21 protein-coding genes and 2 pseudogenes are annotated in these 24,703 nt (G+C 69.0%); 16 read left to right on the top strand and 7 right to left on the bottom strand.

Annotated features, from left to right (window positions below):
- The first annotated feature begins 680 nt into the window (after nt 1-680).
- A complete protein-coding gene (locus ACGFI9_RS19260) occupies nt 681-1,358 on the top strand; it encodes a DUF1345 domain-containing protein (RefSeq protein WP_393179453.1) in 678 nt (225 codons plus the stop codon).
- Between the two features lie 11 nt (nt 1,359-1,369).
- A pseudogene (locus ACGFI9_RS19255) lies at nt 1,370-2,270 on the top strand (AAA family ATPase); the annotation flags it as partial.
- 489 nt (nt 2,271-2,759) lie between these two features.
- On the opposite strand, the gene ACGFI9_RS19250 reads toward ACGFI9_RS19255, so the two are convergent.
- On the bottom strand, nt 2,760-3,455 hold the full coding sequence (locus tag ACGFI9_RS19250; protein ID WP_393179452.1) for an SDR family NAD(P)-dependent oxidoreductase: 696 nt from the start codon (nt 3,453-3,455) through the stop codon (nt 2,760-2,762).
- A 918-nt stretch (nt 3,456-4,373) separates the two neighbouring features.
- Between ACGFI9_RS19250 and ACGFI9_RS19245 the strand changes: the two genes are divergently transcribed.
- From ACGFI9_RS19245 to ACGFI9_RS19215, 7 genes are all read left to right on the top strand, one after another.
- Nucleotides 4,374-5,087 (top strand): cysteine hydrolase family protein, encoded by a 714-nt coding sequence (locus ACGFI9_RS19245; protein WP_393179450.1) that lies wholly within the window; start codon nt 4,374-4,376, stop codon nt 5,085-5,087.
- 99 nt (nt 5,088-5,186) lie between these two features.
- On the top strand, nt 5,187-5,711 hold the full coding sequence (locus tag ACGFI9_RS19240; protein ID WP_393179448.1) for a type 1 glutamine amidotransferase domain-containing protein: 525 nt from the start codon (nt 5,187-5,189) through the stop codon (nt 5,709-5,711).
- A gap of 65 nt (nt 5,712-5,776) precedes the next feature.
- Nucleotides 5,777-6,418, top strand: coding sequence for a gluconate 2-dehydrogenase subunit 3 family protein (locus ACGFI9_RS19235; RefSeq protein ID WP_393179446.1), 642 nt, complete (start codon nt 5,777-5,779; stop codon nt 6,416-6,418).
- 44 nt (nt 6,419-6,462) lie between these two features.
- Nucleotides 6,463-8,124 (top strand): GMC family oxidoreductase, encoded by a 1,662-nt coding sequence (locus tag ACGFI9_RS19230; RefSeq protein ID WP_393179444.1) that lies wholly within the window; start codon nt 6,463-6,465, stop codon nt 8,122-8,124.
- Between the two features lie 36 nt (nt 8,125-8,160).
- Nucleotides 8,161-9,828 (top strand): GMC family oxidoreductase, encoded by a 1,668-nt coding sequence (locus tag ACGFI9_RS19225; protein ID WP_393179443.1) that lies wholly within the window; start codon nt 8,161-8,163, stop codon nt 9,826-9,828.
- 33 nt (nt 9,829-9,861) lie between these two features.
- A complete protein-coding gene (locus ACGFI9_RS19220; protein ID WP_393179442.1) occupies nt 9,862-10,581 on the top strand; it encodes a gluconate 2-dehydrogenase subunit 3 family protein in 720 nt (239 codons plus the stop codon).
- Nucleotides 10,582-10,758: 177 nt separating this feature from the next.
- Nucleotides 10,759-11,484, top strand: a complete 726-nt coding sequence (locus ACGFI9_RS19215) for a FadR/GntR family transcriptional regulator (RefSeq protein ID WP_393179440.1) — start codon at nt 10,759-10,761, stop codon at nt 11,482-11,484.
- A 464-nt stretch (nt 11,485-11,948) separates the two neighbouring features.
- Here ACGFI9_RS19215 and ACGFI9_RS19210 read toward each other — a convergent pair whose 3' ends face one another.
- The 3 genes from ACGFI9_RS19210 to ACGFI9_RS19200 are packed head-to-tail and all read right to left on the bottom strand — an operon-like array spanning nt 11,949 to nt 14,438.
- Entirely contained in the window at nt 11,949-12,794 is an 846-nt protein-coding gene (locus tag ACGFI9_RS19210; protein ID WP_393179438.1) for an N-acyl homoserine lactonase family protein, read from the bottom strand.
- Nucleotides 12,791-13,435 carry a dihydroxyacetone kinase subunit DhaL gene (gene dhaL / locus ACGFI9_RS19205; protein ID WP_393179437.1) on the bottom strand — a complete coding sequence of 215 codons (645 nt, stop codon included), beginning with the start codon at nt 13,433-13,435 and terminating at the stop codon, nt 12,791-12,793. The genes ACGFI9_RS19210 and dhaL overlap by 4 nt, the downstream gene beginning before the upstream one ends.
- A 1-nt stretch (nt 13,436) precedes the next feature.
- Entirely contained in the window at nt 13,437-14,438 is a 1,002-nt protein-coding gene (locus ACGFI9_RS19200; RefSeq protein ID WP_393179435.1) for a dihydroxyacetone kinase subunit DhaK, read from the bottom strand.
- A 174-nt stretch (nt 14,439-14,612) separates the two neighbouring features.
- On the opposite strand from ACGFI9_RS19200, the gene ACGFI9_RS19195 reads away from it, so the two are divergent.
- The 6 genes from ACGFI9_RS19195 to ACGFI9_RS19170 all read left to right on the top strand — a co-directional run bounded on the left by ACGFI9_RS19195 (nt 14,613) and on the right by ACGFI9_RS19170 (nt 21,061).
- Nucleotides 14,613-16,199: a sugar ABC transporter ATP-binding protein gene (locus tag ACGFI9_RS19195; RefSeq protein WP_393179433.1), complete on the top strand. Its 1,587-nt coding sequence runs from the start codon at nt 14,613-14,615 to the stop codon at nt 16,197-16,199.
- The gene (locus tag ACGFI9_RS19190) at nt 16,196-17,224 is read left to right on the top strand and encodes an ABC transporter permease (RefSeq protein ID WP_393179431.1); all 1,029 of its coding nucleotides are present in this window, start codon (nt 16,196-16,198) and stop codon (nt 17,222-17,224) included. The genes ACGFI9_RS19195 and ACGFI9_RS19190 overlap by 4 nt, the downstream gene beginning before the upstream one ends.
- Nucleotides 17,221-18,249: an ABC transporter permease gene (locus tag ACGFI9_RS19185; protein ID WP_393179430.1), complete on the top strand. Its 1,029-nt coding sequence runs from the start codon at nt 17,221-17,223 to the stop codon at nt 18,247-18,249. The genes ACGFI9_RS19190 and ACGFI9_RS19185 overlap by 4 nt, the downstream gene beginning before the upstream one ends.
- 67 nt (nt 18,250-18,316) lie before the next feature.
- Nucleotides 18,317-19,453 (top strand): sugar ABC transporter substrate-binding protein, encoded by a 1,137-nt coding sequence (locus tag ACGFI9_RS19180; protein ID WP_393179429.1) that lies wholly within the window; start codon nt 18,317-18,319, stop codon nt 19,451-19,453.
- A gap of 89 nt (nt 19,454-19,542) precedes the next feature.
- Nucleotides 19,543-20,673 carry a mandelate racemase/muconate lactonizing enzyme family protein gene (locus ACGFI9_RS19175; RefSeq protein ID WP_393179427.1) on the top strand — a complete coding sequence of 377 codons (1,131 nt, stop codon included), beginning with the start codon at nt 19,543-19,545 and terminating at the stop codon, nt 20,671-20,673.
- A 142-nt stretch (nt 20,674-20,815) separates the two neighbouring features.
- A complete protein-coding gene (locus ACGFI9_RS19170; protein WP_393179425.1) occupies nt 20,816-21,061 on the top strand; it encodes a FadR/GntR family transcriptional regulator in 246 nt (81 codons plus the stop codon).
- 468 nt (nt 21,062-21,529) lie between these two features.
- Here the strand turns inward: ACGFI9_RS19170 and ACGFI9_RS19165 are convergent, their stop codons facing one another.
- Nucleotides 21,530-22,633: a sugar kinase gene (locus tag ACGFI9_RS19165; protein WP_393179424.1), complete on the bottom strand. Its 1,104-nt coding sequence runs from the start codon at nt 22,631-22,633 to the stop codon at nt 21,530-21,532.
- A 9-nt stretch (nt 22,634-22,642) separates the two neighbouring features.
- Nucleotides 22,643-23,260 carry a bifunctional 4-hydroxy-2-oxoglutarate aldolase/2-dehydro-3-deoxy-phosphogluconate aldolase gene (eda, locus tag ACGFI9_RS19160; RefSeq protein ID WP_393179422.1) on the bottom strand — a complete coding sequence of 206 codons (618 nt, stop codon included), beginning with the start codon at nt 23,258-23,260 and terminating at the stop codon, nt 22,643-22,645.
- 101 nt (nt 23,261-23,361) lie between these two features.
- On the opposite strand from eda, the gene ACGFI9_RS19155 reads away from it, so the two are divergent.
- Complete coding sequence (locus ACGFI9_RS19155) at nt 23,362-24,162, top strand: IclR family transcriptional regulator (RefSeq protein ID WP_393179420.1); 801 nt, start codon at nt 23,362-23,364, stop codon at nt 24,160-24,162.
- A gap of 86 nt (nt 24,163-24,248) precedes the next feature.
- On the opposite strand, the pseudogene ACGFI9_RS19150 reads toward ACGFI9_RS19155, so the two are convergent.
- Nucleotides 24,249-24,431 (bottom strand): annotated as a pseudogene (locus tag ACGFI9_RS19150) (ATP-binding protein); the annotation flags it as partial.
- Nucleotides 24,432-24,703 lie beyond the last annotated feature (272 nt).

The following is a 24,703-nucleotide window of genomic DNA, read 5'->3' as shown; positions in this document are numbered from 1 at the left end:
CACTTAAGTCCTCCCGTTGATCCACTGAAGTGGATTCGATGTGCGCCGTGCTGTCGTTTCCCGTCGCCGCCAGAAGATAACGCCGGCTTCCCCGTGCAGGGATGCCGTGCAGGCAGGCCGCGTCCGGAACGTCGTCATCCCGGGTGGGCGCAGGTGGTGATCAGGTTGACTGACCCGAGGATGGTGCCGAGCCGGACAGCAATGGCCCCCCTTGGGCATGGTTGACCCCTGGGATGACTGGGGACGGCTGACTACCTGACCCTATGTCTAGCAAAGGGCAAGAGGTACGAATACCGGCGACAGCACTTCATCCCCATGCCTGTTCGGCCTGCAAGCCACGCACGGCAGCGCCCAAGTGCACGCGTACTACTGGATCAGCAGGCCGGCAGGTCGAGGCGGAAAGTGTCCGCGCGGTGCAGCGGTAGATGAAGCCGCTACTGGAGCGCGTCTAACGGGCGAGACCGACCCGACGAAGATCATCACCCACTCCCTGCCCTCGGTGAGGTGCCGCACGGCTTCGATATCTCCAAGCACAAGCGGGAGAACTGCGAGAGAGTCGTCCTCAAACCCTGATCGCGAATCGCGGCGACGGCCGGCGTGATCGGGTCGGCCACCGGGGCCGGCGCGGGCGGCAAGGCGACCTCCGACCGCATCGAACTGCCAGTGGGAGAGGACGGCGCATGCCAAAACCAACTACCCGCACCATGGAAGCGGCACCACAGACGCGGGGACGAATCCTGTCGACGCGTCGGGCACTGCTGTCCCTCGGCGTCGGCGTAGTCGGCGGCGCCATCACCGCCCTTCTCGGCGCGCCAGAGCTGATGTTCCTCGTCGGCTGGATCGCCGCCACCACCGTGATCCTCACCTGGGTGTGGCGCATCAGCTGGCCACAAGACCCGAGCGGCACCGAGCGCCTCGCCGAGGCAGAGAGTCGAACCCGCTCCACCGACTCGGCCGTGCTGATCGCCGCTGTCGTCAGCCTCGCCGCGGTCGTCGAGGCACTCATCCACTCCGGCGGTCAGGAGGACGCCGTCACCGCCGCGGCGGTGACCCTCAGCGTCGTTGCCGTCGTCCTGTCCTGGGCCCTGGTGAACACCGTCTTCGCCCTCAAGTACGCCCGCCTGTACTACCTCGACCCCGATGGCGGCATCGACTTCCACCAGCAAACCCCACCCACCTACAGCGACTTCGCCTACATGGCGTTCACCATCGGCATGTCCTTCGCCGTGTCCGACAGCGAACCCGCCAACCACCGGACCCGACGAGTCGCACTCGGCCACGCGCTGCTGTCCTACGCGTTCGGCACCGGCGTCCTCGCCGTCGCCATCAACCTCGTCACGAACCTCGGAGAGTCCTGACACCATGGCGGCACGGGCGCGTCGTCGGCCAGAACGAGGCCGTACGCGCCGTGGCGGCCGCCGTACGCCGATCGCGTTCCGGGCCGAGTGACCCCCAGCGCCCGGACGGGTCGGTCCTCTTTCTCGGACCCACCGGCGTCGGCAAGACCGAGTTGGCCCGGGCCCTCGCCGCAGCGTTCTTCGGCGACGAGACGAGCATGATCCGCTTCGACATGAGCGAGTTCCAGGAACGGCACATGGTTAGCCGGCTGGTCGGGGCCCCCGACTACGTCGGGTACGAGCAGGCCGGACAGCTCACCGAGGCGGTCCGTCGCCGGCCGTCCTCGAAGCTGCTCTTCGACAAGGTGGAGAAGGCGCACGCGGAGGTGTTCAACACGCTGCTGCAGGTGCTCGACGACCGCGCCGCACCGACGGGAAGGGTCGCAGGGCCGACTCCAGCAACATCATCCTGATCATGACGAGCAACGTGGGCGCAGACCGCATTCCCGCCGCACAGACGGCCGGGGCGTCCGGTCAACGATCTGCGCGAGGAACTGATGGGCCTACTCGGGCAGCGGTTCCACCCCGGGTTCCTCAACCCGATGGACGAGATCATCATCTTCACCGAGCTGGACCGTGATCAACTGCTGGAGATCACCGGCTTGTTGCTGGACCGCACCCGCCGCCGTTTGCACGCGCAGACATCAACCTGGAGGTCAGCCCCGAAGCCGTGCCGTGGCTGGCCAACCGGGCCTACCAGCCCGAGTACGGGGCACGACCACTGCGGCGCAGCATCCAATGCGAGCTGGAGGACCGGCTGTCGACCCTGCTGCTCGAGGACTGCGCAACCCAGGCGACACCGTCCAGGTCAGCGTCGTCGACGGCGAACTCGCCCTGTCCGTCAAGCCCGCCGCCGTGCCGTCCGGCGCCTGACCGCATGACCCCAGGCCAGCAGGTACAAGGCGGCGGGCAGGTTGTCCTTCGCGGTGGCAGCGACTCGGGCAAGTAGCTGAGAGATCGACGTTTCTTGTGCTGCAGGGCACGCACGGTGCGCCTGGCCATCTGCCTGCCTGTTCGTGTTCGCGGGCCCTGACCTGCGCGCGCTGTGGTCTTTCCCCGTCAGCCGACCCCGTGCTGGCGCAGGTGCTCGTCCCAGGACGGCACCAGGTAGACCTCGACGAAGCGGTCTCGGCACTCGCCCTCATGGAACCGCCCGCCCCGGTACGCTGCCGCGAACCACGGACCAGGACCATCGCGTGCACCGACATGGGCAGGTGCCGACGGTCGAGGGTGTGGGCCAGCATGCCGGCCGGTAACGCCGATGTTGGCGGCGCGAGCAGTGCCAGCCAGAGGTTGCGGTAGACCGCGATCCGCAGCGGCGCCAAGCCGAGACCGGACGCTCGGCGGGGGTGCTGTCGGCCGTCACCACCGCCCGTCCGCGCGCAGCACGCGCTCGCCGGAGACGTAGAGGTCGTCGGGGGCGAGCAGGAGCAGCCGTACGACCTCGCCGGCGACCTGCTCGGGCAGGGCGTAGATCTCGTCCAGGAACTCGTCGCCGACCCGTTCCTGCAGCCGGGTCGGCATCGGCCCGGGATGCACCAGCATCACCTTGATCTGGTTGCTGTGCTGCGCCTCGGCCAGCGACTCGACTAGGCTGCTGCCGTAGCTCTTGGTGGCCCGGTAGATCGGGATGCCGGGCCTGGGCTTCGCCACCGCCATCGCGCCGATGTACACCACGTTGCCGTACCCCTGCCGGTGCAGGTGGTGCAGCGTCTCCTTGAACACGTAGGTCGTGCCTAGCGCATTGATCTCCACGGCCCGCCGGATGCGCTCCGGGGCGAGGTCCGCCAGGTCACCGCCCGCCCACATCGAGGCACAGGCCGCCACCCCGTCGATCTCGCCGTACCGGTCGGCCACCTCGGCGAACGCCTGCCGAACCTGGTCGTAGGAGGAGACATCGCAGACGCAGCCCGCGCAGCCCAGGTCATCGGTCACCGCGGCAACCTCGTCCGGCGCGTCGCCGAGGACGACGACCTGGTGCTCGTCGATGAGCAGGCGGGCCACCGCCAACCCGAGTCCGCTGGTGCCACCGACCACCACGAAGGTTTTGGCTCCCATGTCCCTCCAGCCGTCGTAACCACGAGCCGTCGTGCAACGGCTCGGCCTTCCCGTTTTTGCCGGGTCCACACCCGGCCACGGTCCGGCGAAGGCCGGATCGCTCGTGGACGGACGGCGAGGGCTGGTGACCGGCCCGTCAGCGACACTGCCGGCAAGATCGACCGGATCGTGAGGTGGCTGCTGTGGTCGGTGGTCCAGTGCGCCGCGGACGGTGGGTGCCATGTCGCCGGCGTAGCGATGCAATGCCTGGCGCGGCGGGAGGGTCGGCGGGCCCGAGGGGGAGCGGGCGGGGCGGCTCGGGTCCGCGCGCAGAACTCTGCCCCTGCGATGCGCCGTCCCGCGTAGCCCTCTCAGCCCACGTGGTGGTCGAGCCGGTTGATCGCGTCTTCGCTGCGAGGGCGGTGGTGATTCCGGCGACGAACGCGAGGGCCACCAACACCGCCAGGACGCTGAGAACGAGGCCGCCGACCGCCAGTCCGCGGAGGCGGTGACTCTGGGGCGGCGGGCCATCCGCAGGCCGCGGACAACAGACCCAGACCCCGGCCTTTCGCACAGGGTCGAGAACCCGGCCACGCTGTCCACCTCGAAGCAGGACACCTGCCCGGCGGGGCGCTCCGGACGGCAGGGCCACCCGGGGTCGAGAGCCCCTGCCGCACCGGTTGGCGGGCTGCGCCGGCCGCTCGAGCGCCCGGTCGATGCCGCCGGTCCTCGGCCTTGCGCACGTAACAGTCCCGAATTCAAGCCGAGAACACCTCTTGACACTGAGTCTGGCTGGATTAGTGTTCAGACCACCTGCTCACCCGATCAGCTATCCGTCGATCGCGGCAGCGGCAGTGGTGCACGGCGCGCTCGGGGCCTGCGCCCCACAACCGAAGAACCCGGGCCTCCAGGCCCGCCTCAGACGCCAGAGGAGGAGCGATGTCTTCGCTCGACTTCACCTACGAGAACATCGACAAGGTCATCGACCGGTCGACCTGGGTAGCCTCAACGATCGACCGCGACAAGACGATGCTGCTGGTGCTGGACATGCAGAAGGCGTGCGCCCAGCCCGGTGGTGCCATGTACATCCCCAGCGTCGGCGGTGCCCCGGAGGGCAAGGACGTCGTCGAGCCGGTCGTGAACGTGCTGGAGGCGTGCCGCGCCAAGGGCATCCCGGTCGTCTGGTCGCTGTGGGGCCTGCGTGGCGACGGGAAGGACGCCGGCTACGCCGACAAGAAGTGGGGCCTCGAGGGCCAGCTGGAGAACTTCCCGGGCTCCTGGGGCAACGGCGGCGATGAGCTGGTCGACGAGCTCAAGCCGCTCGACGACGAGCCGGTGATCCGCAAGCACCGGTTCTCCTCGTTCTACGGCACGCCGCTGACCGAGTACCTGCGCCGCGCGGGCTGCGACACCCTCGTCGTTGCCGGCCTGTCCACCGGCAACTGCCAGATCTCCACCGCCATCGACGGCAACAACCAGGACTTCAAGATGATCGTCCTGGCCGACACCACCGCCGCCATCCCGGCGTCCATCCCCGGTGGCGCTGAGCAGCCGCTCGGCTACGGCCAGCACTGGGAGGCCCTGCGCAACATCCAGGCCAACCACGGCGACGTGCGGACCAGCATCGAGTTCCTCCAGATGATCGGGGCCTGAGCCCTCGCAGTTTGGACCGGCCGGCGGGCTCTTCGGGTCAGCCCGTCGGCCGCCGCATCCAGTACCACCGACACCGACAGCGCGAGAGAAGGACGTGAGATGTCGCTTACGGGCAAGCGTGTGGCCCTGCTGATCGAAGACGAGTACCAGATCCTCGAGGGCTGGTACCCGTACCTGCGCCTGCAGGAGGCCGGCGCCGACGTTCGCATCATCGGCAGCGGTACCAAGGACAGCTACGACAGCAAAGAGCACTACCCGATGAAGGCCGACGCCGCCGCGCAGGAGGTTTCCGCCGCCGACTTCGACGCGGTCGTCATCCCCGGTGGCTTCGCCCCCGACAACATGCGCCTGCACCCGGAGATGGTGGACCTGGTCCGCGACGCCTACGAGTCGGGCAAGCTGGTCGCCGCGATTTGCCACGGCGGCTGGATGCTCGCGTCGGCCGGGGCGACCAAGGGCCGCCGGATCACCGGCTACCTGCCCATCCGGACCGACGTGGAGAACGCCGGCGGCACTTGGGTCGACGAGCCGGTCGTCGAGGACGGCAACGTCATCACCTCCCGCACGCCGGTCGACCTGCCCCACTTCGGCCGGGCGATCGTCGAGTACCTCGAGCGCGCGTAGGCCGGGACGCTCGGCTGACGGCGACACCCGACCAGTAGACGACGATTCGCGACAGGAGAGGGCACGTGGTTGACCTGCAGGTGACATCCCCCGACAGCAAACCGCCGCTGGGCGGCTGGCTTCCGTCGATCCGCCTGACCGAGGTGCAGGCTGCTGTCCTCAACGCCGCCGCCGACGAGATGATCCCGGGCGGCGACGGCTTCCCCGTGCCCAGCCAGGTGGGGGTCGTGTCGTTCATCGCCAAGTACGTCACGCCCGCGGGCGTCGAGCCGAAGTGGTACCCGTTCCTCGGTGAGGGCGACCTGAAGGCCCGGCTCGACGCCCTGGGCGCGGAGTTCGCCGGTGCCTGCGGCGAGCAGAAGGTGCTCGCGCTGCAGGCGCTGGAGCGTGACGAGGCGGATTTCTTCACGCGGCTGCGGGACGTCGTCTACTACGCGTACTACTCCCGGCCGGAGGTCATCCGGGCGATCAACCTCAACCTCACCGCCGGTCGGGACTACCGCTACACCCCTCAGCCGTACGGCTACAGCGACAACTTCGACGACTGGGACGACGGACTGCTGAGCCGGGTACGCGGCACGTACAAGCGCACCGAGGATGTCAAGCGACTGCCGCTGCCCGCCGACCTTCCGCTGCGTCAGGTTTCTCAGCAACCGGGGGAGCGGGTCACCGCCGAACCGGCGGGCAGCCCCGCCTCCGGCGGATGACCCCCCGTGACCGACCACCTAGACGAGCGGGAGAGCGATAGGCGATGGCTGCATACACCGAGACCGACGTTCTGGTGATCGGCGCCGGTGCTGGCGGGGCGGCGATGAGCAAGCGCCTCAGCGACGGCGGGTTCAAGGTGGTCTGCCTCGAGCAGGGCGACTGGCAGCACCCGATGGACCACCCGCACTTCTACGACGGCTGGGAGCTCGAACGCAACCGGGCCTGGTCCTGGCACCCCAACGTGCGCATGTTCCCCGAGGACTACCCGATCACGGGCAACACCGCGCCGATGATGATGAACGGTGTGGGCGGGTCCACCCTGCACTACGCGGGCGCGTGGCCCCGGTTCAAGCCCGTCGACTTCCGCAAGGGCACCGAACACGGCGTCGAGGGCACCATCGACTGGCCGATCAGCTACGAGGAGCTCGAACCCTTCTACGCCATCAACGACGGCGAGATAGGTGTCGCCCGCCGCACCGGCGACCCGGGCAACCCAGCCCGTCCGCACGGCTGGGGACCGGCCAGCCGCGGCGGCAAGGTCGGCCACAAGATGGCCACCGGCTTCGACCGGCTGGGCTGGCACTGGTGGCCGGCGGACAACGCCATCCTCACCCGGCCCAAGGACGCCCGGCTGGCATGCAACGACTGCGGGTTCTGCCTGGGCGGCTGCCCCCGGCACTCCATCGCGTCGACCGACGTCACGTACTGGCCGAAGGCCCTGCGCAACGGCGTCGACCTGCGCACCAACGCCCGGGTCGAGTACATCAACGCCAAGAACGGCCGCGCGAGCGGTGCGGTGTACATCGACCGGCGCACCGGCGACCGGCACGAGGTGCGCGCGCAGATCGTGGTCGTGGCCGCCAACTCCATCGGCACGCCGCGCCTGCTGCTCATGTCGGCGCAGGCCGGCCACCCGGACGGGCTGGCCAACAGCAACGGCCTCGTCGGCACGCACCTGATGTTCCACAGCTGGTCGTTCGAGGACTTCTGGTTCGACGAGCCGCTGGAGGGCTTCAAGGGCCCGGAGCCGGCCGTGCTCTACAGCCAGGAGTTCTACGACACCGACCCGTCGCGCGGCTTCGTCAACGGCTTCTCGCTCCAGGTGGGCACCGCACTGGGCGCGGCCAACAGCGCGCTGGGCACCAACACCGGCAATGTCGCGCCGTGGGGCGCCGGCCACCGCAAGTTCTTCAACGAGCACTTCGGCCGGCACGCCCTGGTGTACGTGCAGGGCGAGGACCTGCCGGTGCCCACCAACCGGGTGACCCTCGACCCGGAGGTCACCGACTCCAGCGGCCTGCCCGCGCCGCACGTGCACTACGAACTGCACGAGAACGACCGGCGCCTGATCGAGTGGGGCCGTGCGCGGGCGATGGAGGCCGCCCAGGCCGCCGGTGGCGTGCTCCACACCGCGAGCACCGGCATCGGCGGCGTCGAGGGCCCGCCGCCCGGCTGGCACATCATGGGCACCTGCCGGATGGGCAACAACCCCCAGGACTCCGTCACCAACAAGTGGAACCAGACCTGGGACATCCCCAACCTGTTCATCACCGACGCGAGCTCGCTCACCACGGGCGCGGCGGTCAACCCCACCAGCACGCTGCAGGCCGTCGCCGTGCGCTGCGCTGAGTACATCAAGCGCCGCCACGGCAACATCGCCGCCCAGAAGACCACGCCGAGCAATGCCGACGCGCCGGGCTTCTGACCTCCTTACGAGCATCCATTGAGGGGATAGGGAAACATGGCATACACCCCCAGGCCCGAGCCGGTCGACGCGATCGTCGTGGGGCTCGGCGCGACCGGTGGCACCGCTGTCAAGGTGCTCGCCGAAGCCGGCCTGAAGGTCGTCGGTTTCGACCGGGGCCCGTGGCTGCGCGCCCACGAGCACTACTCCGGTGACGAGATCAAGTACGTCAACCGCAACTACCTCTGGCCGGACCCGAAGCTGTTCCCCCGGACGCTGCGCCACGACGAGAACTCCGTCGCCGAGGTGTTCCCGTTCTCGCCGACCCCGCAGCTCGTCGGCGGTGGCACCAACCACTGGGCCGGCTGGGTGCCGCGGCCGCGCGAGTCGGACTTCATCCAGCGCACGCTGCACGGCGACCTGGAGGGCGCGAGCCTCGCCGACTGGCCGATCCGCTACGAGCACCTCGAGCCCTACCTGACGAAGGTGGAGTGGGAGTTCGGCGTATCCGGCGTGGCCGGCGCGGACAAGTACGAGCCGTTCCGCAGCAAGCCGTACCCGAGCGAGCCGCTGCGCCCGACCCGCTTCGGCAAGCGCTTCTACGAGGCGGCCAAGAAGATGGGGATCAACGCGTTCCCGATCCCGCACGCGATGGTCACCAACAACCACAAGGGCCGCGACCCGTTCAACCGGACCAGCTTCTGGAACCAGTACGGCGACCCGAGCGGCGCGCGGTCGAACACGCTGACCACCTTCATCCCGGAGGCGGTGGCGACCGGCAACTTCGAGCTGCGCTCCGAGTGCTTCGTCCGGGAGATCAAGGTCGGCAAGGACGGCCGGGCGACCGGCGTCGTCTACATCGACCCCGACGGCCGCGAGGTCGAGCAGGACGCGAAGGTCGTCGTGCTGAGCCTCGGCGCCATCGAATCGGCGCGGCTGATGCTGATGTCGAAGTCCGCGCAGTTCCCCGACGGCCTGGCCAACTCCAGCGGCCTGGTGGGCAAGAACGCCACGTTCCACGAGTACGTGTTCGCCGTGGGTCTGTTCGACAAGGAGGTCGACGACCCGCTGTACGGCTGGGCCGGCAACTACATCAGCGGCGGCACGTTCGAGTTCTACGAGACCGACGAGAGCCGCGGCCACATCGGCGGCTGCCTGATCTCGGCCTCGCAGACGGTCCACCCGGTCAACTGGGTCTTCCCGGGCCGGCCGAGCTGGGGCGACGCCCTCAAGGACGCCGACCGCGACTACTTCAACTACGCGATGAAGATCGGCGCGATCCTGCACGACATGCCGCGCGAGTCCAACCGGGTCGACCTGGACCCGACGGTCAAGGACGCCTGGGGCCTGCCGGTCGCCCGGATCACGCACCAGCCGCACGAGAACGACGTGCGCATGAGCAAGTGGCAGGTGGACAAGAACGCCGAGATCCTCGAGGTCGCCGGCGCCCGCAAGACGGTCCCGGTGTACCTCGACCGGATGACCGGCAACACCTGCCACCAGCACGGCACGGCGCGCATGGGCAACGACCCGGCGAAGTCGGTGCTCAACGAGTGGTGCCAGACCCACGACATCGACAACCTCTTCGTCGTGGACGGCTCGGGCTTCCCGACCTCGACCGGCGTCAACCCGACGTTGACCATGATGGCCAACGCCTGGCGTGCGTGCGACTACATCGTCTCCACCTACGCCAAGGGCCGCGAAGAGCACATCACGGTCAAGTAGCCAACCGCATTTTCACCAAGGAAGGAGGACGTAGTGACCCTCAAGGCTGACTGGGAGATCGTCGGATCGCCGATCGACCACGACTCGAACGACCGGCTGTTCTTCACCGAGCACGAGTGGGAGACGATCGAGGCCGCCACCGCCCGCATCATCCCGACCGACCACGACCCCGGCGCGCGTGAGGCGCGGGTGGTCGTCTTCATCGACCGCTACCTGTCCGGCATCGACTACATCTTCGCCGCAGCCGACGGCAGCGGGTTCCTCAAGCTGACCGGCAAGTTCGCCGAGGCCTGGCGAGCCCGCATGTGGGACATGCAGCAGACGTACCGGCAGGGCATCCGCGACCTGGACGCGGTGGCCCGGACCAACTACAACACCGACTTCAAGAGCCTGACCGAGGAGCAGCAGGACAGCGTGCTGGAGATCTACTCCGGCGCGCCGAAGCCCACCAGGGTCACCCTCGGCACCACGGAGGCGGTGACGACCTTCCTGCAGGGCACCTTCGACGAGGGCATGGCCTTCTTCCCGGCGCTCTGCCTGCACAGCAAGCAGGGCTTCTACTGCGACCCGGTCTACGGCGGCAACAAGGACCAGATCGGCTGGAAGGTCATCGGGTTCCCCGGCCCGAAGTCGCTGAAGGACACCATGGACGGCACGTACGACACGAGCCCGTACTTCATGGAGGGTGACTACACCTGGGAGGACCTCGTGCCACACCTGCGCGAGAACCCCTTCCAGCCGGCTGGCGAGTAATCCGGAGCCGATTTGTTACCCGGCCTCCCGGCGAAGGCTTTGCCATTCGCCGGGAGGCCCTCGCCATGGGGGCGGTGTGACGGTGGTAGGCTGTGCTCAGATCATCAGACCAACTGCCGAAAAGAGTGATCCGTTGCAGGTGGGACTGTGAGTCCGGTCAGCGAAGGGGGTCCCGAGATGACCGGCACCCTTCCCGGTGGGATCCAACCTGTCCGCCGGCTGAAGGTCGCCGATTCGGTTGCTGCCCAGCTCGAGCAGCTGATCACCCGCGGCGACTACAAGCCGGGCGAGAAGCTGCCGCCGGAGCGCGTCCTCGCCGAGCGGTTCGGCGTGGGGCGCAGCTCGATGCGCGAGGCGATCCGGGTCGTCGAGGCCAACGGCATGCTGCGGACCGACCACGGCCGGGGAGTGTTTGTCGTCAGCGACAAGAAGGCCCTCCCGAAGCTGTCCGAGCTGCTGGTGTTCGACGACTTCACGGTGCCGGAGCTGTTCGAGGTGCGGTTGTCGCTCGAGCCGGACGCCGCGAGTCTCGCCGCCCGGCGCATCACTGCGCCGGAGGTGGCCGATCTCGAACGGATCCTGGCCGAGGCGGCCGATCCGCAGCTGAGCGACGACGCCTTCGTCAAGCTCGACGCCGAGCTGCACCGCGCGATCGTCCGCGCGACGAAGAACACCTTGCTGCTGCGGCTCATGGAGAGCATCGAGCCGCTCTTCTTCAAGTACTCGCACCGGGTCATCCAGCTGCCCGGACGGCGGGCACACGCGCACGACGGCCACGTCAAGCTGTGCCAGGCCATCATCGGCCACCGGGTCCGCGACGCCCGGACCGCGGCGCTCAACCACATCCGCGACGTCGAGCGCGACATCGCCGAGCACCTGGTGCAGGTGAATGAGCGGTCCTGAGGCCCGCTTCCAGCGTCGGTCGACGGCGTGCACTCGGCGAATCATGGTGGGCCCGGGCACGCGACGGTCGACAGCCGTTCGTCACTGCCGTCCGGCTTGCGCCGGTTGATCGCCGGGACGGCTGACCGGTCCGGGTGATTTAGCGCGGCCAGCCCGAGCGGAGAACGCCTGCGACAGGGCGCGCAAATGCGGCCGGGATCGAGCTGTGCCACCCATGGATCGGCGGGACCGCCCGGCTCGGATCCGGCGGTGGTTCACCCGGCCGGGGGTGCCGGACGTGCGGGTGGAGCTTGTCAGGGTTGCCGCTGCCGGCACTGCGACGGCTACGAACCCGAGGTGTCGATCCGGCAATGGCAGGAGCCTTCTGACATGATCCGGCCCCCATCGGTTCCCGGAGCGCTACGCGGGTCCACGGCGCCCCGCTGCTGCCGCGGGGACCCGCCCGGCAGCAGCGCAATCGGGGATCAGGCGCCGGCCGTGAGGTCCAGCAGGCCCCTTGTCCCGCGGTGCCCTGGGATGTGGTGGGCCGGCTTCCGCAGCGGCTCGGGTGCCTTGGGCAGGGCCTCGAACTGCGCCATGTCGTGACCGGTCACGATCAGGGCGTCCGTCGCGGCCGCCAGCGCGGTCAGCCGGTGCATCGACTGGACCGCCGTCAACGTGTCGGTGGCGATGCCCGGCGGGAGATCCGCCTCGATGCACGAGGCGGTGTTGATCGCGTCGCCAGCGAGAATGACGTTGCCCAGGTCGGGGACGTCCCAGAGCACCACCGACTGGTGCCCGGGGGTGTGACCCGGCGTCATCACCAGCTGGATCCCGGGAATCATGAGCCAGTCCCCGTCGGCGAGCGTCCACTGCGCCGTCGTGAAGTCCGCCGGGACGTACGCCTTGCCCGCGTGCCCGTCGGGGCTGAGCGCCCACCGGTGCTCCGCGCGTTGCACGACGTGAACGGCGTCGGGAAAGACGCGGCCGCCGCCGGCGTGGTCGTGGTGGAGGTGGGTGTAGACCACGGCCTTGACGTCGCGCGGTGAGAGCCCGAGCAGTTCGAGTTGGCGGGCCGGGTGGTTGTGCGGTTCCATGCGCGGTCGGGAGGCCTCCGCCAGGTCCGCTCCCCAGGTCGCGAGCGGGTCGGTGATCACTGCGGGGTCGTTGCCGGTGTCGATCAGGACGTACCCCGAACGGGTGCCGATCAGGAACATCTGGACCGGTACGACGATCCGGCGGCCGAAGTCGCAGCCGGGCACCACCACGCTCGACTCCACCTCCAGCAGGCCCCCGTCGAGCAGGTGGACCGACGTCACGGAGGTCTTCACGCGGTCGCCTCCGCGCCGGCGTGCAGGCACCGGAACAGCAGGGCCATCGAGGTGGCGCCCGCGTCGACATGGCCGCGGCTGCGGTCACCGAGGTAGCTTCCCCGGCCCATCCTGGCGACCATGCCGGCGGTGGCGTCGCGACCCTCCTCGGCGGCCGTCGCGGCGCAGTCGAGCGCCTCCACGAGGCCGCGGGCCTGGGTGTCGGGTGACTGCAGCGTGGTGACGGCCGGGTGGATCGCGTCGACCATGGTCTTGTCGCCCGGGGCTGAGCCGCCGAGTTCGCGGATGCCGGCCAGGGCGGAACCGAGCCCGTCGGCGAGACGGGCGAGGTCCAGCGCGTCCCGGCCCTCTCCGACGTCGCTCAGGCGGAGGAAGAACGCGCCGTAGAGCGCCCCGCTGGCGCCGCCGACGGAGTTGACGAGGGCCATGGCCACCGTCGACAGCTGCTCCTGGACGTCACCGAACTCGCGCTCCCGGAGCAGGGCACGCACCGCGGCGGCGCCCTGACTGAGATTCGATCCGTGCTCGCCGTCGCCGGTGGCGGAGTCGAGCTCGTTCAGGCGGAACTCCGCGGCGATGACCTCGACGCAGAAATGCTCGAGCCACACCGTCACGGCGTCCTTCGACAGTTCCGCGGTCATGTCAGACCCCCCAACGCAGCGACGGGGTGTGCACCGGCCGGTCCCAGAGGTCGAGCATGTCGTCGTCGACGTCGAGCACCGTCAGCAGTGCGCCGTGGGAGTCCAGCGAGGTGATGTAGTTGCCCACCAGGCTCCTGACGGGCTTGGCCCCGAGCTTCACCAGCCGGTCCCGGACCGCCGCGAACAACCCGTGCAGCTCGATGCTGGGGGTGGAGCCGAGGCCGCTGAGCAGGACCAGGGTCCGGTTGCCCGGCTGCAGGCCGAGTTCGCCGGCGACCTTCTCCAGGAGCACGTCCGCGATCTCGTCGACCGGCGGCAGCGGCCTGCGCTCGTGGCCGCGGTCGCCGCCGATGCCGACGCCGACCTCGTACTCCCCGTCGGGCAGGTCGAACGTGCGCCGTCCCGTCCTGGGGTGCGTGCAGGAGCTCAGCGCGACGCCGAACGTCCTGCTGCGGTCGACGACCCGGCGGGCCAGCCCGGCGACCTCGTCGAGCGAACGCCCCTCCTCGGCGGCGGCGCCGGCGATCTTCTCGACCAGCACCGTGGCGCCCAGGCCGCGCCGCCGGCCCGCGAGTTCCGGCGGGAAGGACGCGTCGTCGTTGACGAGGACCTTCTCGATGCGGATGCCCTTGCGGCGGCGAAGGATCTCGGCGGCGAGCCCGAAGTTCATCACCTCGCCGCCGAAGTTCTTGATGATGTACAGCACCCCGGCGCCGTGGTCCGCGCTCTCGGTGGCCGCCATGATCTGGTTCGGCACGGGAGAGGTGAACACCTCGCCGGGGCAGGCGGCGTCGAGCATGCCCAGCCCGACGTAGCCGGCGTGCAGCGGCTCGCAGCCCGATCCGCCGCCTGAGATGAGCCCCACCTTGCCCGGGCGGGCCGGTGTGCGGCGGACGACAATGCGGCTTTCCGGGTCGTATTCGACGACGTCGGGGTGGGCGGCTGCCAGTCCGCGCAGGTAGTCCGAGACGACTGCGGAGGCATCGCCCATGATCTTCTGCACCTGAAGGCCCCCTTTCTTCATGGATGAGCCGGGCACTGCCGGTACTGAGTCAGGACGAAGAAACCGGAACAACCTCTTGACTTTGCGGTCGGACGCTCAGGATATTGGTCCGACCACCCGATCACAAGACCAGTAGATCGCGGGAGAGGAGCAGGTATGAAGGCGCCGTCCCCAGTGCCCGCCGAGGCGCAGCAACCCGCCGAGGTGCCGCACCTGCGCATGACGGACATCCGTAAGCGCTTCCAGGGCGTCCAGGCCCTCGACGGGGTGAGCCTGCTGGTGCGCAGCGGCGAGATCCATGCACTGCTCGGTGGCAACGGCGCGGGCAAATCGACCCTGCTGAACGTGCTGTCCGGCATCGTCATGCCGGACTCCGGCACCATCGAGCTGGGTGGCGAGGTGGTGTCCATCGGCCACCCCCGAGAGGCCCAGGCCCTGGGAATCAGCACCATCCATCAGGAACTGTCCACCGTGCCGGACCTGACCGTTCTGGAGAACATCTTCCTCGGGCGGGAGGAGGCGTTGACCGGCATGGGATCGCTGTTCGTCAACCGCCGCCAGATCGCCCGCCGGGTCCAGAGCCTGGCGGCGGAGTTCGGCATCAGCCGGTCGGAGCTGTGGCGTCCGGTCGGTGAGTTCGGAGCCCTCAAGAAGCGGGCCATCGAGATCGTCAAGGCGCTGGCCGTACCACCGAAGATCCTCATCCTCGACGAGCCGACGTCGGGGCTCGAGGAGCACGAGAAGACGCTGCTCTTCGAGCACATGCGCAGCCTGCAACGGCGCGGCGTCGCCCTGATCTGGGTCACCCACCACCTCGACGAGGTGTTCGGGCTCGCGGACGTGGTCACCGTGATGCGCGACGGGCGCACCATCGCGCGCACCGAAACCGCCCGGCTCACCCAGCGCGAGTTGGCCATGCAGATGTTCGGTGGCGACGCCACGGAACTCATGGAGGCCGCCGACACCGTTCCCGCGCCGAGGAAACGGGCCGAGGACAAGAACGCACAGCCGCGATTGCGGGCGCGGAATCTCACTCGGCACGGGGTGCTCCGCGACATCTCCTTCGACGTGCAGCGCGGGGAGATCCTGGGCATCGCGGGCCTGGCGGGCGCGGGGCGGACCGAGCTGGTGCGGGCCCTGATGGGCCTGGACAAGCTCTCCTCCGGCAAGATCGAGATCGATGGGCGGCCCCGACGGATCCGGCATCCCAAGGTGGCCTACAAGGCGGGTCTTGCGATGGTGCCGGAAGACCGCAAGCAGATGGGCATCCTCCCGGACTTCTCCATCGCCGAGAACATCTCCATCTCCGAGCTCGGCTCGGTCACGGCCGCCGGCGTGCTGCGCGGGCGGCGCGAGCGGACGCTCGCCGACTCGTACATCCGCAGCCTGGGGATCAAGACTCCCGGCGCCGCCGAGATGATCCGCAATCTCAGTGGTGGCAACCAGCAGAAGGCGATCATCGCGCGCTGCCTGAACACCAAGCCGTCAATCCTCATCTTCGATGAGCCGACCCAGGGCATCGACATCCACGCGAAGGCGGAGGTGCACCGCCTCATCCGGGAAGTGGTGGAGGAAGGGACCTCGGTCGTCGTCATCGCCTCGGAGTTCTCCGAACTCATCAGCCTCAGTGACCGGGTGATCGTCCTGAATCGCGGAGCGCTCGTCGGCGAGATCCGCGACATCCCCCAACGGGTGGCGACAGAGGGCTACGACACCGTCAAGCAGGCCATCATCGACAAAGCATCGAGAGCTGACCGATGACAAAATTCCGCACGGGCGCCGCTCGCTTCCTCGGGATCGAGGGCGTTCCCATCCTCCTGGCCTTCACGGCGATCACCGTCTACTTCGTCCTGGGCGTGCCGTCGTTCGCCGACGCCGACTCCGTCAAGTACTACCTCAACGAAGAAGTCCCGATCTTCATCATCACGGCCGGGCTGGCCCTGGTCATCATCGCCGGCGGGATCGACCTCTCGGTCGGTTCCGTCCTGGGCCTGAGCGCGGGCACGTCGCTGTGGGCCTCGATGCACGGGTTCAACCCGGTGGTGTCCGTCCTCGTCGGAGTCGGGACCGGACTCGCCTTCGGCCTCGTCAACGGCCTGGTGATCGTCAAGTTCCGGCTCAACGACTTCATCGTCACGCTGGGCACGCTGAACGTCGGCGCCGGCCTGCTCGTGGTCCTCACCGACCACATCCAGCTTGTCGGGACCCAGGACTCGAAGTTCCTGGCCATCACGGGCACCTCCGTCCTCGGCCTCACCAGCGCCATGGTCCTGGCGATCGTCGTCATCGCGGTGCTGCACCTCGTCCTGGTCAAAAGCGCGTTCGGTCGCAAGATCCGGGCGACCGGCATGGGCAACGCCCCCGCGTTGGTGGCCGGGGTCGACGTCGGGCGGCTCAAGCTCTACGCCTACCTGGTGTCGGGCGCCCTGGCCGGATTCGCCGGCGTGCTGCTGGCGTCGCGGCTCAACTCCGTCCAGCCTGGCATGGCCGGCGGCTACGAGCTCGTCGCGGTCGCCGCGGCGGTGCTCGGCGGCGTGAGCCTCGCGGGCGGCCGGGGCGGCATCTGGCAGGCCGCGCTCGGCGCGCTGCTCCTGGTCACCCTCAAGCAGGGATTCCGGCTCATGGGCATCGACCCGCTGATCTTCTCCATCATCACCGGCGTCTGCATTCTCGTCGGGGTGGTCGTGGACCGCAGCGTCCGCCGCTTCGCCCTCACGCTGCGCACACCCGAACCCCTCCAGACACCGGCCAACGAACTGCAGCCCGCGACAAGTGAGGGACCATGACCACCACCATCGCAACCCAGCAGGCGTCCGCACCGCGCGCTGACCGGTGGTCCGCGCTCCGCGTCCGGGTGCTCCGGGATCCCTCGTTCGGGATCCTCGTGCTCCTGGCCGTCGCGGTGGCCGTGATGTCGTTGGTCGAACCGGCCTTCGCCACGACCGGCAACCTGACCAACATCGTCAACGCGATGATGACCGTGAGCTTCCTGGCCATCGGCATGACCGTGGTCCTCATCGCCGGCGGGCTGGACCTGTCGGTGGGGTCGGTGATGGCCCTCTGCGCCGGCGTGGCGGCCAGCTGCCTCAACAACGGGGCACCCCTGGCGGTGGCCTTCCTCGCCGCGCTGGGCGTGGGAGCGGGCATCGGGCTGATCAACGGCCTGCTGATCACGAAGCTGGGCATCCCGGACTTCATCGCGACCCTGGCCATGCTCGGACTGGCAGGCGGGTTCTTGCTGTACTGGACCGCCGGTGTGCCGATCCTCGGCTACATGACCGAGGCCTACTACTACACCGGCGGACTCCGCCGGATCGTCGGCCCGATCACCGTGCCGATGCTGCTGGTGCTGGTGGTCGGCGTGGGGGTCTCCGTCCTCCTCCGCCGCACCACCTACGGCGTGAAGTTCTACGCGGTCGGCAGCTCACCGACTGGTGCCATGCACGCCGGCATCCGCGTCGACGGGATCAAGATCACGGCCTACGTCATCAGCGGGCTCATGGCCGCCATCGCCGGCATCCACATCGCCGGCCGTACGACCACCGTGCCTCCCCTGATCGGCAACGGCTACGAGATCAGTGCCATCGCGGCTGCCGTAATCGGCGGCGCCTCCCTCTTCGGCGGCAAGGGACGTGTGATCGGCGCCCTCGTCGGCGCGCTCACGCTGACGCTGACCCGCAACATCATCAACCTGACCGGTGTCGAGTCGAGCTGGCAGGCCGTCATCACCGGCCTGGTGCTCATCCTCGCGGTCCTGGCGAACCAGGCCTGGAGCGGCATCGCCCGGTCGATCGGTGCTCCCCGCCGCTGATCCACAGACCCCATCGACAGACACCCCTACGGCACCCCAACAACACCCACAGTCAGAGGAGATCGACATGGCCAACTTCGACGGAGTCTCGCGCCGCCGGCTGCTTCGCAACGCCGGGCTGCTGGCCGGGGCCGGCCTGGGCGGCGCACTGCTCGCCGGCTGCTCGCCTAACGGCGGCGCGGCGGGCGCCGGCGGGGGCGGCGGGGCGGCCAGTGAGTCGTTCGACGAGGCCGTGAAGAAGCTCGTCAACGGGCGGGAGATCAAGGTCGGATTCACCCCGCCGGTCCTCTCGGAGAACTTCACCCAGATCGAGCACGCCGCCTGGCGCAAGATGCACGAGTACGAGCAGCGGTTCGGCTGCCGCTGGGTCTGGGAGCGCCAGGCACCCGTCGGCGACTTCAACGCGGTGCAGGGGACCCTCGGCATCGTACAGTCCTGGGTGTCGCGCAAGTTCGACGCCATCGCTGTGTGCACGGGCGCCAACTTCGCCACCGTCCAGAGCCTTTACCGCGATGCGTCGGCGAAGGGCGTCAAGATCTACCAGTTCAACCAGCCGGCCGAGCTGTACCCCGAGGACCAGCTGCAGACGGTCACCAACGTCGGCTACGACAACCGGTGGCAGTCCGGCTACCTCGCCGGCAAGTACATCGCGGACAAGCTCAAGGGCCAGGGCAACATCCTGCAGATTTGGGGCCCCTCCGGCAACGACTGGACGCGCGGTCGCAAGATCGGCTTCGACAAGGCCCTCAAGGAGTTCCCGGGCATCAAGGTGGTCGGTGAGGCCGACGGCGGGTACATGCGCGACAAGGGCTACGCCGCGGCCCAGGACCTGCTGACCAAGAACCGCGACGTCAACGCGATCTACGGCGAGAACGAGGAGATGGCCCTGGGCGCGTCCCAGGCGATCGACGCCGCCGGGCTCAAGCACTGGGACGGCTCGAGCGGGATCCTGACCCTCGGCGCCGACGGCCTCGTCTCCGGCTACAAGCAGATCAAGGCCGGGAAGCTGACCGCCACCGTGGACATCGGCGGCGTCGACCAGGGCCAGAACCTCATCGAGGCGATCTTCGTCTCGGCCGTGCTCGGCCAGTCGGTGACGCAGTTCATCAACAACCCCACCCAGGCCGTCGACAAGTCCAACGTCGAGTGGCACCTGGCCTACACCGAGTGGGCTCTCGCGGCCCCGAAGAAGTACGGCGCCTGAGCCGTCGCAAGCGCGGTGGGTCGGCGCTGTCCAGCCGCCGGCTCACCTCCACCTCCAGCAGTACCAACTAGGCGAATGGTGAGTTGAGCATGAAGATCGCGGGTGTACGGGCGTATCCCGTCGGGCTACCCCTGGAAGAGGAGCTGCGGTGGGGCGCGATGGCGGTGAGCACCAAGGGCGGCATCATCGTCGAGGTCAGCACCAGCGATGGATTGGTGGGCATCGGGGAGGCTGGCTTCTCGGCCGAGTACTTCCCGACCGTCGGTCCGCTGATCAACGGGCAGCTCGGCCCGTTGATCAGCGGTCGGGACCCGCGCGACATCGGCGCGCTGTGGCACGACATGATGCGGGCGACGCACATGTGGGGCCGCCGCGGCGTCGAGACGTACGCGCTGAGCGGCATCGACATCGCGCTCTGGGACCTGCTAGGCAAGATCACCGGGCAGCCGGTCCACCGGCTGCTCGGGACGTCGCAGCACTCGGTGCGAGCCTACTTCGCCCCGTCCCTGAAGCCGGTGGACCAGGCCGTCGCCGAGGCCCGGGAGGCGGTGGCCGCCGGGTACACGGCGATCAAGCTGCGGGTCGACGGTGACCTGTCCCGGGCGGTCCATCTCGTGGAATCGGTGCGCTGCGCCGTCGGCGCGGACATCGACCTGATGGTCGACGCCAACATGGCCTACGAACGCAGGGGCGCCCTGGCGCTCGCGAAGGAACTCCACAACCTGCAGGTGGCGTGGCTGGAAGAGCCCATCATGTCGCGCAGCCTGTCGCAGTACGTGTCGGGCCACTCGTGGCTGGCGGACCGGGTTGACATCCCGCTGGCCGGCGGGGAGTCGCTGCTGACCCGCTACGAGTACATCGATCTGATGGCGAAGCTGCCCTTCGACATCATCCAGCCGGACGCCGCCAGCGTCGGGGGCATCTCCGAGCTCAAACGGATCGCGGACATGGCCAGCGCCTGGAACCTGCGCTGCGTCCCGCACATCGGCTGCTCGTCGGGGACCGGCATCGGCATCTACGCCGGCCTGCAGGTCATCCTCAGCTGCGACAACGCGCCGTTCATCGAGTTCGACGCCTACGGCGGCCTCGGCTGGGAGGGCTTCCTCGCCAACCCGCCGCTGGTCACCGACGGCCGTGTCTGGGCGAGCGACGAGCCCGGCATCGGCGCACGCATCGCCGACGGCGCGGGCGAGAAGTACAGCGTCAACATCGGGGAATGACGGGGTGACTCGCCGGCGGAGGCTAGAATGGGCGGGACAGGCTGCTTGATCGCTGGCCGGTCCGGGTAGTTCGGGGGTTCGTTCCTGGGTTGACCAGGCGAGCAAGATCGAGCCGGTCAACCAGCTCAAGCTCACCGACGCCGTGGCGACCCAACTCGAGGGCCTCATCCGGAAGGGCCACTGCGACGAGGGTGGCCGGCTGCCGTCCGAGCGTGAGCTGGTCGACCGGTTCGGTGTCGGCCGGGGGAACTTGCGGGAGGCCGTCCGCAACCTCGAAACGCTCGGCACGGTCGTCCAGAACCAGGGCGTCGGCACATTCGCGGTTATCCGCCGCGCCCTCCGGCGGAGCGGACGACGGTCCTCGTGGCCGGCGACGTCACTGCCCTGATAATCGCCTGGCAGGCGAGTGTCCGCAGATCAAAGCGGTAATGAGTTAGTGGCTCCTTGGGCGTTACGAGTGGGTCCAGATTGGGTGCAGCTCGGCGAAGTGGTCACCGCGTCCGAAGTGCTCACCGAGGCCGTACGCAGAGGAATGCCCCGACCTGCGGCGATGCGGTCGGGCGAGTCGGGATGACCTCCCAGAGCAGATCGATGTGGTCATCTGCCCGGCGCGGGGGCGCTGAGCAACCTCAGGTAACGAGTTGATGGCTGGGGCGCCCCGGCGATGCGGCCAGGTGATAGGTCTCTGTCTCTGCGTGCGGTTATCTGTCGGTCTCGAGCCGTCCTGCCTTCTGGAAGATCAATCTCGGCCGTACCGCCTTGACCACGGCTTCCGGCTCGGTGACTTCTTCGGCGAACCCGAAGAAGTCACCGAGCGAGGACTCACCCGAGTCACCGGGCTGGCCGGGCCGGTCAATTAGCGCTGTACTCGCGCGTTGGCGCCGCGCATCAGGGCCTCGACCTCTTTCAGGTTGGCCATGGAGGTGTCGCCCGGGGTTGTCATGGCGAGGGCGCCGTGGGCCGCCCCGTACTCCACCGCGCTGGCCAGTTCGCCGTCTTCCAGCAGCCCGTAGATCAGACCGGAGGCGAAGCTGTCACCGCCACCCACCCGGTCCATGATCTCGAGGCCGGGCCGGTGGGTCGCCTCGACGAATCCGGTATCGGCGGACCAGGCGATGGCACCCCAGTCGTTGACCGTGGCGGTGCGCACGGTCCGTAGCGTGGTGGCGACCACTTGGAAGTTGTCGTGCTCCTTGACGACCTCTTCGATCATCCGGTGGAAGTTGGCTACCTCCAGCTCGGACAGGCTCTCGTCGGTGTCGGGCACGGTGAAGCCCAGGCTGGCGGTGAAGTCCTCCTCGTTGCCGATCATCACGTCGACGTGCCGGGCGAGCCGCCGGTTGACCTCCTGGGCGCGCGTCTGCCCGCCGACCGCCTTCCAGAGGCTGGGCCGGTAGTTCAGGTCGTACGAAATGATCGTGCCGTGGCGGCGCGCCGCGGTCATCGCCGCCTCGATGGTGTCGGGGGTGGTCGCCGACAGCGCGGCGTAGATGCCGCCGGTGTGCAGCCACCGCACCCCGAGCTCGCCGAACAGGTGGTCCCAGTCGATGTCGTCGGGGCGCAGCTGGCCGGCGGCCGTGTGGCCGCGGTCGGAGGTGCCGACGGCGCCTCGCAGGCCGAAGCCGCGCTCGGTGAAGTTGAGCCCGTTACGCACGGCGCGGCCGACGCCGTCGTAAGGCAGCCACCTGACGAACGACGTGTCCACCCCGCCCTGCAGGATCAGGTCCTCGACCAAGCGGCCCACCTCGTTGTCGGCGAGCGCGGTGACGATGGCGGTGCGCAGCCCGAAGCAGCGGCGCAGTCCGCGGGCGACGTTGTACTCGCCGCCGCCTTCCCAGGCCCGGAAGCTGCGGGCGGTGCGGACGCGCCCCTCACCCGGGTCGAGACGGAGCATGACCTCGCCGAGGGAGACCAGGTCGTAGCGGCATTGCTCAGCGGGGCGTAGGTCGAACGGCGACATGGCTCCTCGTCAGCATTCCCGGGCGGCGGACACGGCCGCGGCGGTCAGGTTGGTGACCTCGTCCCACTTGCCGGCGGAGAGCAGGTCGGGGGCGACCATCCAGGTGCCGCCGACCGCGAGGACGGCGGACTGGGCGAGGTAGTCGCGCAGGTTTGCGGGGCTCACACCGCCGGTCGGGATGAAGCGCACCGAGCGGAAGGGTCCCGCCAGGGCTTTGATCATCGCGACGCCGCCGAGCTGTTCCGCCGGGAAGAACTTCACCGTGTCGAGGCCCGCGTCGAGCGCCATCTGTATCTCGGTCGCCGACGCGACGCCAGGGAAGACGGGGATGCCCAGCGCCTGGCAGTGGTGGACGACGGCAGGACTGAAGCCGGGGCTCACGACGAACCGGGCGCCGGCTTCGACGGCCCGGTCCACCTGGGCCCGGGTCAGGACGGTGCCGGCCCCGACGAGGAGGTCAGGGTTCTCGGACATGGCGCGGATGGCGTCGGCGGCCGCGTCGGTGCGGAAGGTCACCTCGACACTCCGGAGTCCGCCGGCGATCAGCGCGTGCCCCGTAGGGGCTGCGGCCCGGGCGTCCCGGAGGACGACGACCGGGAGGATCCGGCCCGCGGCAATGGCCTCCACGGTGCTGCACTCTCCGCGTCGGTGTTCAGAAGCATGAACGTCGGTCACATACATGACCATAGCGTTGCTTCGCGCCATGTCAATCCCGCTACAGTGGCGACGTGGTGTCAGGGGCGGGGTTCCAGCCGGTCAAGTCGGCCGACCGCACGCTGGAGGTGCTGGAAGCGCTGGCCGCTTCGGGGCAACGGCGGTCGTTGGTCGACCTGTCGCGGTCGCTGGACATTCCCAAGAGCAGCCTGCACGGCATCCTGCGGACGATGATGCAGCGCGGCTGGGTGGAGGGCGACGAGACCGGAACCCGGTTCGGGCTCGGTGTGCGCGCCCTCCAGGTCGGCGCCGCCTACCTGGAGACCGACGACTCGGTGAGCCTGCTGGCCGGTGTGCTCGACGACCTGTCCCAGCAGTTTGGCGAGACCGTCCACCTCGGCCGCCTCGACGGCCCGTACGTCGTCTACATGGCCAAACGGGAATCAGTGCATCCGTTGCGGCTCTACAGCGCGATCGGCCGGCGGTTGCCGGCGCACGCCACCGCGCTGGGCAAGGTGTTGCTCGCCGAGCGCACCGACGAGGCCGTCGGCGGTTTGCTGACGTGGCCACTGGTGGCCTTGACTCCGCACACGATCGCCGCCCCCGATGCCCTGTACGCCGACCTGGCGACCATCCGAAAGCGTGGCTACGCGATCGACAACCAGGAGAACACCGAAGGCCTGGTGTGCTTCGCAGTGGCGGCACCGCTGCACAGCCCGGCCGTTGACGCGGTGAGCCTGTCCGTGCCGATCGCGCGGCTCGACCCCGGACTCGAGGAGCGAATCGTCGCGGCGCTGCGCCGCTCGGTCGACCAACTGCGCGCGGCGTGCGGCCTGCTCTCCGACCACCCTCGCCCGGCCGATACCTCGATGTAGCGGGCGGGGCCGGTCGAGCCGCACCCCGCGCCCGAGTGTCGGACCACGTCACAGACCAGCGAGTCATCCCCGGGGCGAGGCTCTACCCGCCCCGAGCCGTCACCGTGGCACACCGCGTTGATGACGAGTTCATGCACGGCCAGGACGAAGTCTTCGGCCTCGTCACCGGTCAGGCCCGCGGCAGCGACCCGCGCCGCCACAGCATGCCGTACCGCCGTCACCGTGGCAGCGGTAGAAGGGCTGCGACCACAACACGCCTGGGCCGTCAGGGTCGGAGATGACCGGAGGGTGGATCATTGTCGTGCGAAGAGCCGCCGGTGCTCATGGCGGGCATGATACCTGTGATCCACGAATCCGCCACCGCTGCACAACCGCAAATAACAGCAGTTCAGAGCGGGTCTTTCGGGCGAGCTCGCCTCGAAGCCCCGCTGCACCGCGTCGCCCACCATGGTCGTCGCGGTGAACGGCACGATACGCGTGGGCCGCCTGCTCAAGCAGCAGGGGCCGCGCCGTCAGATGGGCCCTGCCGGTGACCCGGCTG

This window comes from Micromonospora sp. NPDC048930 (assembly GCF_043197935.1).
Classification (GTDB): Bacteria; Actinomycetota; Actinomycetes; order Mycobacteriales; family Micromonosporaceae; genus Micromonospora.
Note: the sequence above shows the minus strand (reverse complement) of the source record. Positions and strands in the feature narration are given on the sequence as shown.